Source organism: Nonomuraea sp. NPDC003214, from assembly GCF_053590035.1.
Genome location: NZ_JBSFSX010000006.1, coordinates 249,900 through 266,542, shown reverse-complemented (window position 1 = coordinate 266,542; position 16,643 = coordinate 249,900). Strand labels below are relative to the sequence as shown.

Annotated in this window: 15 protein-coding genes; 10 read left to right on the top strand and 5 right to left on the bottom strand. The window is 75.7% G+C overall.

Annotated elements, in window-relative coordinates:
* Positions 1-103: 103 nt before the first annotated feature.
* Genes ACWDXC_RS20315 through ACWDXC_RS20305 form a run of 3 tightly spaced genes read right to left on the bottom strand, consistent with a single transcriptional unit; the run spans position 104 to position 2,253 of the window.
* A complete protein-coding gene (locus tag ACWDXC_RS20315) occupies positions 104-844 on the bottom strand; it encodes a GntR family transcriptional regulator (RefSeq protein WP_449984087.1) in 741 nt (246 codons plus the stop codon).
* Between the two features lie 10 nt (positions 845-854).
* A complete protein-coding gene (locus ACWDXC_RS20310) occupies positions 855-1,583 on the bottom strand; it encodes an HAD family hydrolase (RefSeq protein ID WP_449984084.1) in 729 nt (242 codons plus the stop codon).
* A 4-nt stretch (positions 1,584-1,587) separates the two neighbouring features.
* A complete protein-coding gene (locus ACWDXC_RS20305; RefSeq protein ID WP_246646161.1) occupies positions 1,588-2,253 on the bottom strand; it encodes a GntR family transcriptional regulator in 666 nt (221 codons plus the stop codon).
* A 58-nt stretch (positions 2,254-2,311) separates the two neighbouring features.
* On the opposite strand from ACWDXC_RS20305, the gene ACWDXC_RS20300 reads away from it, so the two are divergent.
* Positions 2,312-3,499, top strand: a complete 1,188-nt coding sequence (locus ACWDXC_RS20300) for a CaiB/BaiF CoA transferase family protein (protein WP_219510444.1) — start codon at positions 2,312-2,314, stop codon at positions 3,497-3,499.
* Positions 3,496-4,365 (top strand): HpcH/HpaI aldolase/citrate lyase family protein, encoded by an 870-nt coding sequence (locus tag ACWDXC_RS20295; RefSeq protein ID WP_449984081.1) that lies wholly within the window; start codon positions 3,496-3,498, stop codon positions 4,363-4,365. The genes ACWDXC_RS20300 and ACWDXC_RS20295 overlap by 4 nt, the downstream gene beginning before the upstream one ends.
* A gap of 9 nt (positions 4,366-4,374) precedes the next feature.
* Here ACWDXC_RS20295 and ACWDXC_RS20290 read toward each other — a convergent pair whose 3' ends face one another.
* Positions 4,375-5,007, bottom strand: coding sequence for a TetR/AcrR family transcriptional regulator (locus ACWDXC_RS20290; RefSeq protein ID WP_449984078.1), 633 nt, complete (start codon positions 5,005-5,007; stop codon positions 4,375-4,377).
* A 124-nt stretch (positions 5,008-5,131) separates the two neighbouring features.
* Here ACWDXC_RS20290 and ACWDXC_RS20285 point away from each other — a divergent pair, with 124 nt between their 5' ends.
* The 8 genes from ACWDXC_RS20285 to ACWDXC_RS20250 all read left to right on the top strand — a co-directional run bounded on the left by ACWDXC_RS20285 (position 5,132) and on the right by ACWDXC_RS20250 (position 13,326).
* Positions 5,132-6,112 (top strand): sugar ABC transporter substrate-binding protein, encoded by a 981-nt coding sequence (locus ACWDXC_RS20285; protein ID WP_449984075.1) that lies wholly within the window; start codon positions 5,132-5,134, stop codon positions 6,110-6,112.
* Positions 6,109-7,131, top strand: a complete 1,023-nt coding sequence (locus tag ACWDXC_RS20280; RefSeq protein ID WP_449984072.1) for an ABC transporter permease — start codon at positions 6,109-6,111, stop codon at positions 7,129-7,131. Before ACWDXC_RS20285 ends, ACWDXC_RS20280 begins: the two co-directional genes overlap by 4 nt.
* The gene (locus ACWDXC_RS20275; protein WP_449984069.1) at positions 7,128-7,883 is read left to right on the top strand and encodes an ATP-binding cassette domain-containing protein; all 756 of its coding nucleotides are present in this window, start codon (positions 7,128-7,130) and stop codon (positions 7,881-7,883) included. Before ACWDXC_RS20280 ends, ACWDXC_RS20275 begins: the two co-directional genes overlap by 4 nt.
* An 83-nt stretch (positions 7,884-7,966) precedes the next feature.
* Positions 7,967-8,335 (top strand): nuclear transport factor 2 family protein, encoded by a 369-nt coding sequence (locus ACWDXC_RS20270; RefSeq protein WP_449984067.1) that lies wholly within the window; start codon positions 7,967-7,969, stop codon positions 8,333-8,335.
* Between the two features lie 134 nt (positions 8,336-8,469).
* Positions 8,470-9,777, top strand: a complete 1,308-nt coding sequence (locus tag ACWDXC_RS20265) for an MFS transporter (protein WP_364178950.1) — start codon at positions 8,470-8,472, stop codon at positions 9,775-9,777.
* Complete coding sequence (locus ACWDXC_RS20260) at positions 9,774-10,697, top strand: hypothetical protein (protein WP_449984064.1); 924 nt, start codon at positions 9,774-9,776, stop codon at positions 10,695-10,697. Before ACWDXC_RS20265 ends, ACWDXC_RS20260 begins: the two co-directional genes overlap by 4 nt.
* Positions 10,694-11,773, top strand: a complete 1,080-nt coding sequence (locus ACWDXC_RS20255; RefSeq protein ID WP_449984061.1) for a DUF917 domain-containing protein — start codon at positions 10,694-10,696, stop codon at positions 11,771-11,773. The genes ACWDXC_RS20260 and ACWDXC_RS20255 overlap by 4 nt, the downstream gene beginning before the upstream one ends.
* Positions 11,774-11,811: 38 nt before the next feature.
* The gene (locus ACWDXC_RS20250) at positions 11,812-13,326 is read left to right on the top strand and encodes a PucR family transcriptional regulator (RefSeq protein WP_449984058.1); all 1,515 of its coding nucleotides are present in this window, start codon (positions 11,812-11,814) and stop codon (positions 13,324-13,326) included.
* 21 nt (positions 13,327-13,347) lie between these two features.
* Here ACWDXC_RS20250 and ACWDXC_RS20245 read toward each other — a convergent pair whose 3' ends face one another.
* Entirely contained in the window at positions 13,348-16,635 is a 3,288-nt protein-coding gene (locus ACWDXC_RS20245; RefSeq protein ID WP_449984055.1) for an AfsR/SARP family transcriptional regulator, read from the bottom strand.
* Positions 16,636-16,643 lie beyond the last annotated feature (8 nt).

Sequence of the window (16,643 nt, the reverse complement as noted above, 5' to 3'; positions counted from 1 at the left end):
CGTTCGCCGTTCTCGTGCCGGGGTGGAGAAAGGGCGGCCAGGCGAAGAATACTCCACGTCGCGCCGTGGTGACAGAATGAGACCTATCCGTAGCCATCCGCGGTCACCGTTCGATGAGCGTGACCTCCAGCGAGTAGTGCGAGGCCCGGTAGACGTGCGAGCCGTGCTCGACCGCCCGGCCCTGGTCGTCGTAGGTGGTGCGGATCATGGTCAGCAGCGGGGCGCCGCGCCGTTCGTCCAGCAGTCTGGCGTCGGCCTGGTTGGCGGCGCGGGCGCCGATGCGCTGGTTGGCCACCCGCATCCGCACCCCGGCGCCGCGCAGCAGCTCGTACAGGCCGCGCACCTCCAGGTCGGCGGCGGTGATCTGGGCCAGGCCGATGGGCAGCCAGTTGTGCATGAGCGCCAGCGGCTCGCCCGCGGCGAAGCGGAGCCGCTCCAGGTAGAGCACCTGGCTGCCGGGCTCGACGCCGAGGATGGCCGCGATCTGCTCCTCGACCGGGCGGGGCTCCAGGGTGAGCACCTGGGTGGCCGGCTCCTGGCCGGAGCGGCGCAGGTCGTCGTAGAGGCTCGTCAGCTCGACCGAGCGCTTGACCTGGCCGTGCACGACCTGGGTGCCGACGCCGCGCTTGCGTACGAGCAGGCCCTTGTCGACGAGATACTGGATCGCCTGGCGGATCGTCGGCCGCGACAGCCCGAGCTTGTCGGCCAGCAGGATCTCGTTGTCCAGCCGGGATCCGGGCGCCAGGTCGCCCCGCCGGATCGCTTCGGCGATCTGCTCGGCCACCTGGAAGTAGAGCGGCACGGGGCTGGATCGATCCAGGTCGATCGCCAGATTCGCGGTCATGCTGATCAGCTTAACCGAGGTCAGAATGTCCAGACAAATGCTCGCCGGACAGGAGTGCGGGCAGCTCGGCGAGCGTGGTGATGCGCGGGAATCCCGCGGGCGGCGGGGCGACGCCGAGGCGGTCCAGCCAGACCGAGCGCATGCCGGCCGCGGCGGGGCCGGTGACGTCCTTGGCCACGTCGTCGCCGACGAGCAGCACCTGCTCGGGCGGCAGGCCGAGCGCGGCGGCGGCCCAGGTGTAGCAGGCGGGGGCGGGCTTGTAGCAGCCGTCCAGCACCTCGCCGGTCAGCACCGGGCCGACCTGCCCGGCCAGGCCGATCGCGCGGACCTTGGCCTCCTGCATCTCCTGCGCGCCGTTGGTCAGCACGCCCAGGCGGAACCCGCGCAGCGCCGCCACGGCCGCCGCCGCGTCGGGGTAGGCGCGCCACGCCTCGCGGTAGCGGCGCGCGTACGAGGCGAAGGCCGTGTCGGGGTCGTCCGGCGGGTCCAGGCCCAGCTCCGCGCAGAGCGCCCGCACGCGGCGGCGGCGCTGCTCCTGCCAGGAGCACTCGCCCGCGTGCCAGGCCGCCAGGTGCGGCTCCTCCAGCGCCTCCCACAGCCGGGCGGCCTCGGCCAGGCGCGGGTGGCCGGGCGCGCGCTCGGCCACCCAGGCGGTGATGCCGGCGTCGGCGGCCGCCCGGTGGTCGAGCAGCGTGCCGTCGAGATCGAACAGGACGCCCCGGACCGCGCTGGTGATCACACCGTCATCCTGCCACCGGGCCGCTCCCTCGGCGATGCTCGCCCGCCTGCCGGACGTGGTCGATCATGAGGCGTTCGGCGGCCGGGCCGTCGCCGGCCTCCAGGGCGGCCAGGATGCGCTCGTGCGCGTCGAGCTGGCGGGCCGCCTGGCCGGCGTCCAGCCACAGCGAGACGCCGGGCGGCACCGGGAAGCTGTTGCGCACGGCCCTGGCGTGCTGGCCGAGGAAGGCGGGGCCGCCGATGTCGGCGATCCGCAGGTGGAAGTGCCTGCTCTGCTCGGCCAGGCGGTCGAGCCTGCCCTCGGCGGCGTCGCGGGCCATCGCGGCGTGCAGCTCGCGCAGCCAGGCCAGGTCCTCGGCGGTGACGCGGGCGGCGGCCAGCCGGGCGCCCAGGCCCTCGACGACCGCGCGCAGGCCGTAGAACTCCTCCAGCGCGTCGTCGCCCAGGTCGACGACGGTGGCGCCGTGGTGCGCCTCGTAGCTGATCAGCCGGTCCTTCTCCAGGCGGCGCAGCGCCTCGCGCACCGGCGTCACCGAGACGCCGAGCCGCTTGGCGAGCGCCCCGGCGCGCAACGCGGTGCCGCCGGGGATCCGGGCCGTGCGGATCTCCTCCAGCAGGACGCTGTAGACGTAGTCGGCCTTGCTCATGGGCGGCCGGGGCTCGGTGGTCATGTGTTCCTCAGGGCCGGCGGAATTGACCTATGACATATTTCTTATAACTTACAGAACTATGACAAGCCTCGCAGACCTTCGGGTCATCGACGCCGCGACGCTGTTCGCCGGGCCCTCCGCCGCCATGATGCTGGGCGACTTCGGCGCCGACGTCGTCAAGATCGAGCACCCGCGCCGCGGCGACCCGTCACGGGGGCACGGGGCGTCGGCCGGCGGGGTCGGGCTGTGGTGGAAGTCGCTGTCGCGCAACAAGCGGGCCGCCGCCGTCGACCTGTCGCGGGCCGAGGGACAGGAGATCCTGCGCCGCCTGACCGCCCGCTCCGACGTGCTGGTGGAGAACTTCCGCCCCGGCACGCTGGAGCGCTGGAACCTGTCGCCCGAGGACCTGATCGCGGCCAACCCGAGGCTGATCGTGGCCAGGATGACCGGCTTCGGGCAGAGCGGGCCGATGGCCGGGCGGCCGGGGTTCGGCACGCTGGCCGAGGCCATGAGCGGCTTCGCCGCGATGACCGGCGAGCCGGACGGGCCGCCCACGCTGCCGCCGCTCGCGCTCGCCGACGGCATCGCCGGCCTGGCCATGAGCTACGCGATCATGGTCGCGCTGCACGCCCGCGAGCGCACCGGGCGCGGCCAGGTGATCGACATGGCCATCATCGAGCCCATCCTCGGCCTGCTCGGCCCGCAGATGACCGCCTACAAGGCCCTCGGCGTGGTGCCGCCGCGCACCGGCAACCGGTCCAGCAGCAACGCCCCGCGCAACACCTACCGCACCCGCGACGGCCGCTGGCTGGCCGTCTCCACCAGCGCGCAGCCCATCGCCGAGCGCGTCGTCACCCTCGTGGGGCGGCCCGACCTGGTCGAGCAGCCGTGGTTCGCCACCGGCGCGGGCCGGGTCCAGCACGTCGACGAGCTCGACGAGGCCGTCGCCGCCTGGATCGGCGAGCGCGACGCCGCCGAGGTCATCGCCCGCTTCGAGGAGGCGCAGGCGGCCGTCGCCCCCATCTACGACGTCACCGACATCGCCGAGGACCCGCAGTACGCGGCGCTCGGCACGTTCGTCGAGGTGCCCGACGAGGAGCTCGGCTCGGTCGTCATGCAGAACGTGCTGTTCCGGCTGTCGGACACGCCGGGCGAGGTGCGCTGGCCGGGCCGCCGCCTGGGCCGCGACACCGACGAGGTGCTCGGCGAGCTCGGCTACGCCGCCGCCGACCTGGCCCGGCTGCGCGAGAGCGGGGTGATCGCGTGACGGCCCCTCCCGCGACGCCGCCGCCCGTGACGCCGCCCGTGACGCCGCCTGTGACCTGGCTGTACGTGCCGGGCGACCGGCCGGACCGGTTCGCCAAGGCCGCCGCGTCCGGGGCCGACGTGGTGATCATCGACCTGGAGGACGCCGTCGCGCCCGCCCGCAAGGACGAGGCCCGCGCCCACGCCGTCGCCTACCTGCGCGGGCGTCCCGGCGACGGCGCGGTCCACGTACGGATCAACGACCTGGCCACCTCGCGCGGGCGCGACGACCTGGAGGCGGTCGGCGGCCTGGCGGGCGCGGTGCGCCTGCCCAAGGTGGAGCCCGGGACCCCGCTGGAGCTGGTGGAGCGGCTGGGGGCGCGGGCGTACGCGCTGCTGGAGTCGGCGGCGGGGATCGCGGGGGCGCGCGAGATCGCGGCTCATCCGAGCGTGGCGGGGGTCGCGCTCGGCGAGCAGGATCTCGCGGCCGAGCTGTCGATCACCGACGAGGGCGCGATGAACCACCTGCGGATGCGGGTGGTGCTGGCCGCGGCGGCGGCCGGGCTGCCGCCGGTGCCGATGTCGGTCTACCCGGACGTGCGCGACGAGGCCGGGCTGCTGGCCTCGTGCGCGGCCGGGCGGGGGATGGGCCTGTTCGGCAGGACCGCGATCCACCCCCGGCAGATCCCGGTGATCCGGCGGGCCTTCCGGCCGGGTGAGGAGGAGACCGCCAGGGCCGCCGAGATCGTCCGGGCCGCCGAGGAGGCCGAGGCCGCCGGGGCGGGCGCGGTGGCGCTGCCCGACGGCCGGTTCGTCGACGCGCCGATCGTCGCCCGCGCCCGCCGCACCCTGGAGCTGGCCGCCAGGCTCCGCGACGACCTGCCCTGACGGCGGCGGTCAGGGCGTCCAGCGCGCGGAGAGCTCCTCGTCGGCGGCGGGCGGGCCGGGCAGCTCGCGGTGGGCCGGCGGGATGCGCAGCGAGTCCATCATCAGGGCCAGGTAGCGGTGGCGGAGCTGGGAGGTGCGCTCCTCGTCGCCCAGCTTGATCGAGGCGATCTGCTCGAACAGCAGCGCGAGGTCGGCCACCGTGACGTCGGGGCGCAGCACGCCCGCCTCGACCGCCCGGCGGTGCACCTCCTCGGCCACCTCGGCCGAGCGCACCGCGTCGTGGTAGAGCTCCTCCGTGGGGTGGAAGGTGCCCGCCAGCTTGATCGTCAGCGAGTTGGTGTCGGCGTCCACGATGCCGCGCATGTAGCCGGCGAACGCCTCCCACGGGTCGCCGCCGTCGGCGAGCGCCCGCTCGGTCACGGCGATGTAGAGCTTGAGCCCGTCGCCGCAGAGCTTCTGCAGCAGCGCCTCCTTGCTGGGGTAGCGCCGGTAGAGGGCGCTGATGCCGACGCCCGCCTTCTCCGCCACGGCCGCGATGGGGGCGCCCGGATCGGCGGTGAAGACCGCCCTGGCCGCCTGGAGGATCAGCTCGTCGTTCCGTGCGGCCTGCGCCTTGCGGCCGCTCATGGGTGCGGTGGTCATGACCCCATCATACGGGAACGTACAATTCCGTTCTGACTTACGTGACCGCTTGGTCCGCATGTCTATACATAGAGTTGATATTGAGGTACAACCGGGGCGAGGCCGTTGCTCATGGAGGTGTCCGATGAGACGAACCCCGATCGTGCTGGCCCTGGCGAGCGCGCTGGCGCTGAGCGGCTGCTCGGCGCCGGCCGGACAGCGGACGCAGGAAACGGCGGCCGCGACGGCGCCCCCCGCGTCCGGCGGCGGCGGCAGCTACGCCGTCATCACCCACGGCGCCCCCGGCGACTCCTTCTGGGACGTGGTCAAGAACGGCGCCGAGGCCGCCGGCAAGCAGTACGGCGCGCGGGTCACGTACCAGGGCGACGGCGACCCCGCCAAGCAGTCCCAGCTCATCGACCAGGCGGTGTCGGCCAAGGCCGACGGCGTCGTGGTCTCCATGGCCAACCCCGACGCGCTGCGCGAGTCCATCGGCAGGGCCGTCGCGGCCGGCATCCCGGTCGTCACCATCAACTCGGGCGCCGGCGAGTCCAAGGCGCTCGGCGCGCTCACGCACGTCGGCCAGTCGGAGGACGTGGCCGGGCGCGGCGCGGGCGAGCAGCTCAAGGCCGCCGGCGTGACCAAGCTCCTGTGCGTCATCCACGAGGCCGGCAACGTCGGGCTCGACCAGCGCTGCAAGGGCGCCGAGGAGACGCTCGGCGGCGCCGTCGAGCGGCTGCAGGTCGACATGAACAACCTGCCGGACGTGACCTCCAAGGTCGCCGCCAAGCTCCAGTCCGACCAGCAGGTCAACGGCGTCCTCGCGCTCAACCCGGCCGTCGCCGTCGCCGCCCGCGACGCCATCAGGGACGCCGGGTCGCAGGCCAAGCTGGCCACCTTCGACCTGTCGGCGGACGTGGTGACCGCCATCGGCGACGGCGAGATCCTCTTCGCCGTGGACCAGCAGCAGTACCTGCAGGGCTACCTGCCGATCGTCTTCCTGCACCTGTACAAGAACAACCTCAACACCGTCGGCGGCGGCCTGCCGGTCAACACCGGCCCCGGCTTCGTCACCAAGGACAATGCCCAGCAGGTGGCCGAGCTGGCCGGGGCGGGCACCAGGTGACGGACGAGCGGCTCGCCCGCGCCGGCGTGCTGCGCCGCCTGCTGATCCGGCCCGAGCTGGGCGCGGTCGTCGGGGCGATCGCGGTGTTCGCGTTCTTCGCCGCGCAGTCGCCCGTCTTCCGCTCGCTCGACGGCGTCGCCAACTGGCTCGACCCCGCCTCGACGCTCGGCATCATGGCGGTGGCGATCGCGCTGCTCATGATCGGCGGCGAGTTCGACCTGTCGGCGGGCGTGCTCACCGGCACGACCGGGCTGATCCTGGTCACGCTCGCCACCGAGTACGGACTCAACGTGTGGCCGGCCATGCTGGTCAGTCTCGTGGTCGCGCTGGCCGTCGGGCTGCTCAACGGGCTCATCGTCACCCGCACCCGGCTGCCCAGCTTCATCGTGACGCTCGGCACGTTCCTCATGCTCCAGGGCGTCAACCTGGGCGTCACCAAGGCGCTCACCGGCACCGTCCAGGTCGGCGGGCTGCGCCAGGCCGGCGGCTACGCCTCGGCCCAGGCCGTGCTCGGCGGCACGGTCGAGGTCGCCGGCACCCCGTTCCGGGTGGCGATCCTGTGGTGGCTGCTCGTCACCGCCGCCGCCACCTGGGTGCTCATGCGGTCGCGGCCCGGCAACTGGATCTTCGCGGTGGGCGGCGACGAGCGGGCCGCCCGCGCCGCCGGGGTGCCGGCCGCCCGCACGAAGATCGCGCTGTTCATGACGACGGCGTTCGCGGCCTGGCTGGTCGGCTCCATGCTGGCGCTGCGCTACACGTCCGTGCAGGCCAACATCGGCATCGGGCAGGAGTTCATCTACATCATCGCCGCCGTGATCGGCGGCTGCCTGCTCACCGGCGGGTACGGCTCGGCCGTCGGCGCGGCGATCGGGGCGGTGATCTTCGGCATGGCCGACAAGGGCATCGTGTTCCTCGGCTGGGACGCCGACTGGTTCAAGTTCTTCCTGGGGGCCATGCTGCTGCTGGCCACGCTGGCCAACCGCCTGGTCCGGCGCTACGCCGAGGAGGTGCGGCATTGATCCTGGAGACCCGCGGCATCGGCAAGTCGTTCGGCTCGGTGCTGGCGCTGCGCGAGGTGTCGATGGGCGTCGAGGCCGGGCAGGTCACCTGCGTGCTCGGCGACAACGGCGCCGGCAAGTCGACGCTCATCAAGATCCTGGCCGGGGTGCACCGGCACGACTCGGGCGCGCTGCTCGTCGACGGGGCCGAGGTGCGCCTGTCCGGGCCGCGCGACGCGCTGGAGCGCGGCATCGCCACCGTCCACCAGGACCTGGCGATGATCCCGCTGATGTCGGTGTGGCGCAACTTCTTCCTCGGCGCCGAGCCGCGCCGGGGCCTGGCCTTCGACGTGCGCACGGCGCGGCGGGTGGCCAGGGAGGAGCTGCGCGCGATGGGCATCGACATCCGCGACGTGGACCAGCCGGTCGGCACGCTGTCCGGCGGCGAACGGCAGTCGGTGGCGATCGCCCGGGCGGTCCACTTCGGCGCGCGGGTGCTCATCCTCGACGAGCCCACCTCGGCGCTCGGCGTCAAGCAGGCCGGGGTGGTGCTGCGCTACATCGCGCGGGCCAGGGACCGGGGGCTCGGCGTGGTGTTCATCACGCACAACCCGCATCACGCCTACCCGGTGGGCGACCGGTTCCTGCTGCTCAAGCGGGGGACGAGCCTGGGGGAGTACGCCAAGGCCGACATCACCAGGGAACGGCTGACCGCGCTGATGGCCGGTGAGGCGGAGCTGCGGGCGCTGGCCCACGAGCTGGAACGGGAGTGAAATCTACGTTGTAAAGGCGCCCGGCCGGACGAATACCCTTACGGTGACAAAACACCAAATATCACCGATTAGGGAGCTGTTTCGTGTCTCGTGAAGCCGTGTGGGCCGTCATCTCCGCGATGTACGCGGCCTATACCCGGGGGGACCGCGCGGGGATCGACCGCCTGCTGCATCCGGAAGCCACGATCTTCGACTCGGCCGCGCCCGACCTGATCACCAGCAGGCAGCAGCTCGACAAGGTACGCGACGCCCGGCCCGCCGACGGCCCCGGCGAGACCGGCCTGCGCGCCTACGACGAGGTCGTGGACGTGTGGGGCGACACCGCGCTGGCCCGCTACCTGCTGCGCGTGGACTACGCCTCCGGCGAGCACGAGATCGTCAGGACGACCAGCGTGCTGCGCCTCGTGGAGGGCTCCTGGCTCATCGTGCACGTCCACGAGAACACCATCTGACCTGCGCGTATCCTGATACGGCAAGGCGGGGCGCACAGGCCGGGCGGCACGGCCCGGGCGGCGCGCACAGGAGAGCGGTGAGGGGGCGGCCCTATCGTGCGGCAAGACTTCACGCCCCCCTCCGAGGAGCCCCCATGACCGCCGTCGAGCAACGGACGCTGCCCATCGGCGCGGCGTTCGACCGGATGCCGTTCACCCGCAGGCACGTGCTGATCGCGCTGGCCCTGTTCATCGCCTTCGTGATCGAGTCGTGGGAACAGCTCGCGCTCATCTACGTCGCCGGCGACCTGGGCGCACAGTTCGGCGTCGACGAGGCGGGCATCGGCCTCGTGCTGTCGGCCGTGGCCTTCGGCATGATCCCCGGCGTGCTGATCTGGGGGCCGGTGGCCGACCGGATCGGGCGCAAGCCGGCCGCGTTCTGGTCGCTGCTGGCCTACGGGGTGGTCGCGTTCGCCTCGGCGTTCTCGCCGAACCTGGAGACGCTGGTCACCCTGCGCGTCGCCTCCGGGCTGGCGCTGGCCGGCGTCTACACGATCACGTTCCCGTACTTCCTGGAACTGCTGCCGACCCGGCACCGCGGGCGGGCGGCGGTCTACCTGTCGATCGGCTGGCCGATCGGCATGCTCGCGGCGATCGGCGCGTCGGTCGCGCTGGGCTCGCTCGGCTGGCACGTCGTGGTGATCGCCAGCGCGGCCGCCGGGCTGTGGGCGTTCGCGATCCGGGCCTGGGTGCCCGAGTCGCCGTACTGGCTGGCGGCGCGCGGACGCCAGGAGGAGGCGCGGGCGGTGCTGCGCTCGCTCGGCAGCGCCGACGCCGAGGCGACCTTCACCGTCTCGGCCACCCGGGTGGGCAACCCGCTCGACCTGTTCCGCGGGCGGCTGGCCCGCATCACCGTGCTGATGCTGGTGCTGAACTTCGCGTTCAACTGGGGCTACTGGGGGCTGCAGACGTGGCTGCCGACGCTGCTGCAGGAGAAGGGGCTCAGCCTGTCGGCCTCGCTCGGGTTCGCGGCCCTCAGCGCCGTGATGATGATCCCCGGGTACGTGAGCGCGTCGCTGCTGACCGGGCGGTTCGGGCGCAAGAAGGTCTTCCTCGTGTACGTGGTCGCCGCCGTGCTGGGCGGGCTCTGGTTCGCCACCGCCGGGTCGACCGTGGAGCTCTACCTGGGCAACTTCGTGCTGGCGTTCTTCAGCATGGGCGCCTGGGGCGTCTGGAACACCTGGAACGGCGAGTTCTACCCGACGGCGCTGCGCGGCACCGGCTACTCGTGGGCGACGGCCGCCCAGCTCGTCGCCACGGCGGCGGCCCCGTCGGCCGTGGGCGCGATGCTGGCCGGGGCGACCGGGTTCACCGCGACCATCCTGATCATCAACGCGTTCATGGTGGTGACGGCGCTGCTGGCGGTGCCGCTGCCGGAGACGGAAGGGCGCGAGCTGGAGTGATCCTGGGCGTCTGTCTCGGACGGCCGCCGTCGCCGGTGACGGTGGCCGTACGGGACGGCGTGCCCGTGCCCGCCCCCCGGGCCGCCCGGGGGGCCAGGGCCGTGTGCGTGGCCGCCGACCTGGACGGGGCGCCACTGGCCCCGGTGGCGGCGATCCGGGTGGGCGGCCCGTGCCCGGAGGTGCTGAAGCCGCTGGTGGGATGGCCCGAGGGGTCCGGCGTGGCGGCGATCGTGCGGGGCGGGCACAGCCTGACCGGGCGGCCGCTGGCCCCGCTCGACACCGAGGCGGTCCGGCGGTTCGCCGAAGGGTGCGGGCTGAGCGACTTCGCGGTCACGGCGACGGGCTCGCCGGTGCTGGCCGATCACGAGCTGGCCGTCGCCTCGATCGTCGCCGAGGCGGTGCCGGGGGCGCGGATCACGCTCTCGTACGAGTTCGGCGGCCGTGGGCTGCGCGAGCGGGAGCACGACGCGATCCTCAGCGCCGCGCTGGGCCCGCACGCCGGGCGGGTGGCCGACGAGGTGGCGGGCCGGTGGCCGGGCGTGCCGGCGTACTTCGCGCGCTCGGGCAGCGGCCTGGTGTCGGCGCACTACTTCCGCCGCTACCCGCTGGCGTGCCGGGCCGGGGCGACGGCGGCGCGCGACCGGGGGACGGCGGCGGGGCTGGCGGGCGACGCGGCGGCCGCCTTCGGGGCGACGGTCGGCGGACCGGAGGCGCAGGTCGAGCGGATCGTGCGGGCGCTGGGGCGGGCCGAGCTCGACCGGGCGCTGCGCGACGCCGAGGACGAGGTGCTGACCCGGGTCGTCAGCGCGGGCGCCGCGCCGGGGTCGGCGCGGGTGGTGGAGACGACGGTCAACCCGCTGTCGTACCTGCCCGACGGGCTCTACCGCGTCCGCGTGACCGCCGAGGGGGCCACGCCATGACACCGCCCGCCGTGACACCGCCCGGCACGACGGATCCCGGCGCCGCCGGGCGGATCGGCGCGGCGGAGCTGGCCGCGTACGTGGCGGGATCGCGGCTGTTCGCCACCGGGGCCGCCGAGTCGGCGTTCAGCCTGGCGGCCGACTGGGCGGGATCGGTGATCGGCGACGGCGTCGAGGTCGTGGCCGCGGGCGACCTGCCGCAGGACGTGCGCTGCGTGGCCGTGAGCCTGGTCGGCTCGACGACCGCGCTGGGCGAGCTGCTGCCGTCGGGCGACGAGCCGGCGCGGGCCGTACGGGCGCTGGAAGGCCGGCTGGGCGGGCGGGCCGGGGCCGTCGTGGCGCTGAACCTGGCCGCCGAGAACGCGCTCATCCCGCTCGTGGCCGCGGCGGCGCTCGGGGTGCCGCTGGTCGACGGCGACGGGACCGGGCGGGTGTTCCCGCTGGTGGAGCAGACGACGTTCGCGCTGGGCGGGGTCCCGGCGACGCCGCTGGCGCTCGCCGGGGCCTCCGGCGAGGTCGTGGTGATCGACACCGCCGCCGACCGGGTGGAGGAGCTGCTGCGGCCGGTGGTGCTGTCCGTGGGCGGCTGGGCGGTGACGGCCTGCTACCCGATGCGCGCGGGCGTGCTGGCCCGCGTGCTGGTGCCCGGCACCGTGAGCCGGCTGCTGCGCGCCGGCGCGCCCGGGGCCGCCCGCGCGGTGGCGGCGCCGTACGGGGTGCGGACGCTGTGCCGGGGCCGCATCCTGGCGGTCGAGGGCAGCACCGGGCACGGGGCCGAGCTGGCGCTGCCGTCGCTGCCGTCGAGCATCGTCGTCCGGGAGTCCGGCGGCCTCGGGCGGCTCGTCCGGCTGGAGGCGCACAACGAGATCGTCCTGGCGCTGGCCGACGGCGCGGCCGTGGCGATGGCGCCGGACCAGATCTGCATGATCGCCGCGGACGGCGGGACGGTGGTGGACGTGGACAAGGCGGCTCCCGGCATGGAGGTGGAGATCATGGTGGTGCGGGCGGCCCCGGTCTGGCACACCGGCCCCGGCCTGGCCCTCGGCGGGCCGCGCGCGTTCGGGCTGCCGCTGTGAGCGCGGCGGGCCGGGTGGGAGCGGGGTGGGAGGCCCCGGTGACGGTGGCCGAGCTGGTGGACGCCGGGCCGCTCGCGGGGGCGCGCATGTACGGGACCGGCGAGAACCCCGTGCACCGGGTGCGCATCGTGGACGAGCTGTCGGTGCTGTCGACGGTGACGCCCCACACGGCGGTGGTGCTGATCGGCGCGGCGGCCGGCGGCGGGTGGGCCGTGGAGATGGCCATGCGCCGGGCCTGGGAGCAGGCGGCGGCGTGCGTGATCGCGCCCTCGGGCGGGCTGAGCGCCGGCTCCGGGGCCGTGCTGGCGGAACGGCTCGGCGTGACGTTGATCTTCGTGGACGAGGACCCGCTCGTGACCGCCGTACGGGTCGCGTCGGCGGCGTCGCGTCCCGAGGCGGCGCGCACGCAGCTCGTGGCCAGGTGCGCCACCCGGCTGGCGGAGGCGGGCACGTCGGCCCGGCGGGTGCTGGGCGTGCTCAACGCCGAGCTGCCGGGCACCTCGGTCGCCCTCGTGGACCCGTACGGCGAGCTCCTGGCGGGACGGGCCGCCGGGGCGGCGGGACACCGCCCGCGCGACGGCGGCCCGGCGCCCGAGGGGCGGGCCGGTGGCGGGGTGCTGGCGGAGGTGGCGGTGCCTGACCGCGACGGGGACGCGCTGGGGACGCTGGTCGCGGGCGGCGCGGCGCGTTCCCCCGGCTGGCCGTCCGTGGTGCGCGCGGTGCTGGGGCTGGCGGTGGCGCCGCTGGTGGCCTGGGCCGCCGCCGAGCGCCTGTCGGCCTCCCGCGACTTCGTCCACCAGGAGTCCCTGGCCGAACGCCTCCTGGCCCGGCACGCCCGCCCCCTGGAGGAGGGACACGGCCACGCGCCGGAGAGCCCGCGGACGGCGGACGGCGAGGAGCCGGACGAGGTGCGGGGCCGGGCGGCGGCGCTGGGGTGGGCGGTGCGGGGCCCCGTGACCGGGTTCCTGGTGCTGCCCGCCGACGGGATGACGGGGGCCGAGGCGGCGGGGCGGGCGCAGGCGGTCATCGCCGCCACCGTCGGGGAGGCGCCCGTGCTGCGGCGGGGCGGCGGCTGGGCCGGCTGGTCGGCGGCGGCGCCGGACGAGCTGGCCGGGCGGCTGGCGCGGTGCGTGGCGGCGATGCCGTGGCCGTGCGCCGCCGGGGCCGGGGCCGCCGCCCTGGGGCTGGACGGGGTGGGGGAGTCGCTGCTGGGCGCGGAGGCCGCGGCGTTCGTGGCCGGGCCGGGCCGGGTGGCGCGGGCGGACCGGATGGGGCCCGCCGAACTGCTCGGCGCGCTCCCCGCCGGGGTGCTGAAGGCGCCCGCCACGGTGATCCTGCGCCCGCTGCTCGCCGTGGATAAGGACGGCAGCCTGCTGGAGACGCTGGCCGCCGTCCTCGACGAGGGCGGCGCGCTGCGGGCGGCGGACCGGCTGGGCGTGCACCGCAACACGGTCACCGCCCGGCTGGAACGGGTCCGGGCGGCGGGCTTCGACCTGGAGGACCCGGCGTCGCGGCTGGCCCTGCAACTCGCCTGCCACGTCGTGCTGCGCTGACCGGCCGCCCGACGGCCTGGGTCAGGGCGGGCCGAGGTCGCCGGGGAGCCCCGCGTGGAAGGCGCGTTCGTACGCCTCGGGGGTGAGGGCCGCCCTGACGGCCCGCGTGACGCGGTCGACGTCGGCGCGCTCGGCCGGGGGCAGCGGGGCGTGGACCGCGTCGCGGGCCGCGGCGGCGGCGCCAAGCAGCCGGGCCGCCCGGGTGTGGTCGCCGGCGAGGGCCGCGGCGCCGGCCAGCCCTTCGCAGGCGAGGGCGAGCGCGCGCGGGTCGCCGGTGCGGCGGGCGTGGCCGAGCCCCTCCCGGTGGAGCGCCAGGGCGGCTCCGGCGTCGCCGCGCTGTTCGGCGATGAAGCCGAGCTCCGCCAGGATGAACGCCGTCCCGTGGTCGCCCTCCCAGCGGCGGCACCAGTCGAGCCAGGCGCGCAGGTGGGCCTCGGCGTCGTCGAAGCGGCCCTGGCGGCGGGCCACGATCCCGAGGCCGACCTCGGCGAACTCCTCGCCGCGCCGGTAGGCGTGGGCCGCGGCCAGCCGCCGGGCGCGTTCGTGCAGGTCGCGGGCGTGCTCGAGGTCACCGGTGAGGACGGCGGTGCGGCCCAGCCTGGACAGCATCTTGGAGGCGTCGCTCCACAGCTCCAGGTCGCGGGCGAGCCGGTGTCCCTCCTCGCGCAGGCGTCCGGCCTCGCCGTAGTCGCCGGACATCTCGGCCAGGTCGCCCAGGACGTAGGCGGTCTGGAGCAGGCCCCAGCCGTCGCCGGCGTCGCGGAAGAGCGCCCGCGCCCGGCGGGCGTCCGCGTCCGCCTCGACGGCCCTGCCCTGGTAGAGGTGGACCTCGGCGCGGACCGACAGGGCGGCGGCGGCCCCCCACCGGTCGCCCAGGGCGTCGAAGGCGTCGTGGGCCAGCCCGGCCAGGCGGAGCGGCACGCCGGGGTCGCCGAACCCGGCCCTGGCCAGCGCCACGAACCAGCGGGCCCGGGCCTGCCCGGCCGGGTCGGCGACCGTCTCGTACAGCTTGAGCGCCGCCCGGCTGCCCGCCTCGCCGGTCTCGCCCGGGTCGTCGGCGTCCAGGAGGAACAGGGACATGCCCGCCCGCCAGGCGCGGGCGGCCGCCTTCAGCTCCGGGCCGCCGCCGGTCGACAGCGCCAGGTCGAACGAGCGCCGCGCCTCGGCGAACCGGCCTCGCAGGAACCAGAACCAGGCCAGCGCGCCGACCAGCCGCAGCACGGCCCCGCCACCGGTCACGCCACCGGTCATGACGCCGGTCCCGGTGCCAGTCCCGGTGCCGGGGCTGGTGCTGGGGTTGGTGCTGGGGTTGGTGCGGGCGGCGTGGGCGAGGGCGGCGCGGATGTTGGCCGTCTCGGCCTCCAGCCGCCGCAGCCACAGGCGCTGCTCGGGGCCGCGCAGCCGGGCGTCGGCGTGCTCGGCGAAGGCGGTGTAGTGGGCGAGGTGGCGGTCGCGCGTCGCCCGGTCGTCGTCACCGGCACAGGCGAGGCGCTCCGCGCAGTAGGCGGCGACCGACTCCAGCAGCCGGTAGCGGCCCTCGCGCTGGTGCACGAGGGACCGGTCGACCAGCCGGGCGAGCAGGCCGAACACGTCGTCGCGGCCCACCGGCCCGCCCGCGCAGACGGCCTCGGCCGCCTCCAGGGTGCAGCCGTCGGCGCAGACGGCCAGGCGGCGCAGCACGATCTGCTCCGGCTCGCTGAGCAGGCCCCAGCTCCAGTCGATGGCCGCGCGCAGCGTGCGCTGGCGTGCCGGGGCGCCGCGCAGGGTCGCGGTCAGCAGGCGGAAGCGGTCGTCGAGGCGGGAGGCGAGGTCGGTGACGGGCATGGCGCGCACCCGCGCGGCGGCCATCTCCAGGGCGAGCGGGATGCCGTCGAGGCGGCGGCAGATCGTGGCGACCGCCTCGGCGTCGCCCGGCCCCAGGTGGAAGCCCGGGTCGGCGGCGGTGGCGCGGGCGACGAAGAGCCGCACCGCGTCCGAGCGTTCCGGGCGCTCGTCGTACGGATCGGGCAGGGACAGCGGGGCGACGGGCCACAGGCGCTCACCGGCGACGGCGAGCGGCTCCTGGCTGGTGGCCAGGACGCGCAGGGCGGGGGCGGCGCGCAGCAGCCGCGTGGTCAGCTCGGCGACGGGCTCGACGACGTGTTCGCAGTTGTCCAGGACGAGCAGGAGGTCGCGGCCGGCGAGGGCGTCGGCGAGGCGGCCCGGCCGGGAGCGGGCGGGGGCGCGGACGTCGTCGCGCAGGCCGAGCACCGCCGCGACGGCCTCGTGCACCTCGGTGGCGGTGCGCGCGGGGGCGAGCTCCACCAGCCAGGCCCCGTCGGGGTGGCGGGCGGCGACCCGCCCGGCCGCCTCCAGCGCCAGCCGCGTCTTGCCGACGCCGCCCGCGCCGGTCAGCGTGATCAGCCGCTCGTCGGCGAGCAGCGCGCCGATGCGGCGCACCTCCTCCTCCCGGCCGATCAGCCCGGTCAGCGGCGCCGGCAGGTTCCCCCGCGCCCCCGCCCCGTCGGCGAAAGCGGCAGCGTCGGGAGCGTCAGGAGCGGCGGGGGAGGCGGGGGTGAGGGCGGGGTCCTGGCGGAGGATCGCCTCGTGGAGGCGGGCCAGGTCGGGTCCGGGGTCGAGGCCGAGGTCGTCGCGCAGGCGTTCGCGCAGCTCGGCGAGGCCGGCCAGGGCCTCGTCCTGGCGGCCCGCGAGGTAGAGGGCGCGGACGTGCGCGTGCCGGAGCCGCTCGCGCAGCGGGTGGGCGGCGACGAGCCCGCCCAGCTCGGCCGCGACCGCGGCGTGCTCGCCGAGGTCGAGCCGGGCGCCGGCCAGCTCCTCCAGCGCGGCCAGCCGCTGCTCCTCCAGCCGCCTGGCCTCGGCGCGGGCGAACTCCTCGTCGGCGTGCTCGGCGAACGCGGCCGTGCCCCGCCACAGGCCGACGGCCTCCCCCAGCAGCCGGGCCTTCGCGCGCGGGTCGCCGGTGATCCCGTACGCGCGGCGCAGCAGCGTCTCGAAGCGCCCGGCGTCGACGGCGTCGCCGTCCGCCCGCAGCAGGTACGCCGACGGCCGGGACTCGATCAGGTCGTGCCCGCCGGGCTCGGCGTCCTCCAGGACGCGCCGCAGCAGCGACACCTTGGACCGCAGCGTGCGCACGGCGGCGGCGGGGGGCGCGTCGCCCCACAGGACGTCGGCGAGCCGGTCCACGGAGACGGCGTGGCCCCGGTGGACCAGGAGCGCGGCCAGCAGGGTGCGGATCCTCGCCTCGGGGACGTGGACGGGCTCCCCGCCCGACGTCCGCACCTCCAGGGGGCCCAGCACTCCGAAACGCACGCCGCAAC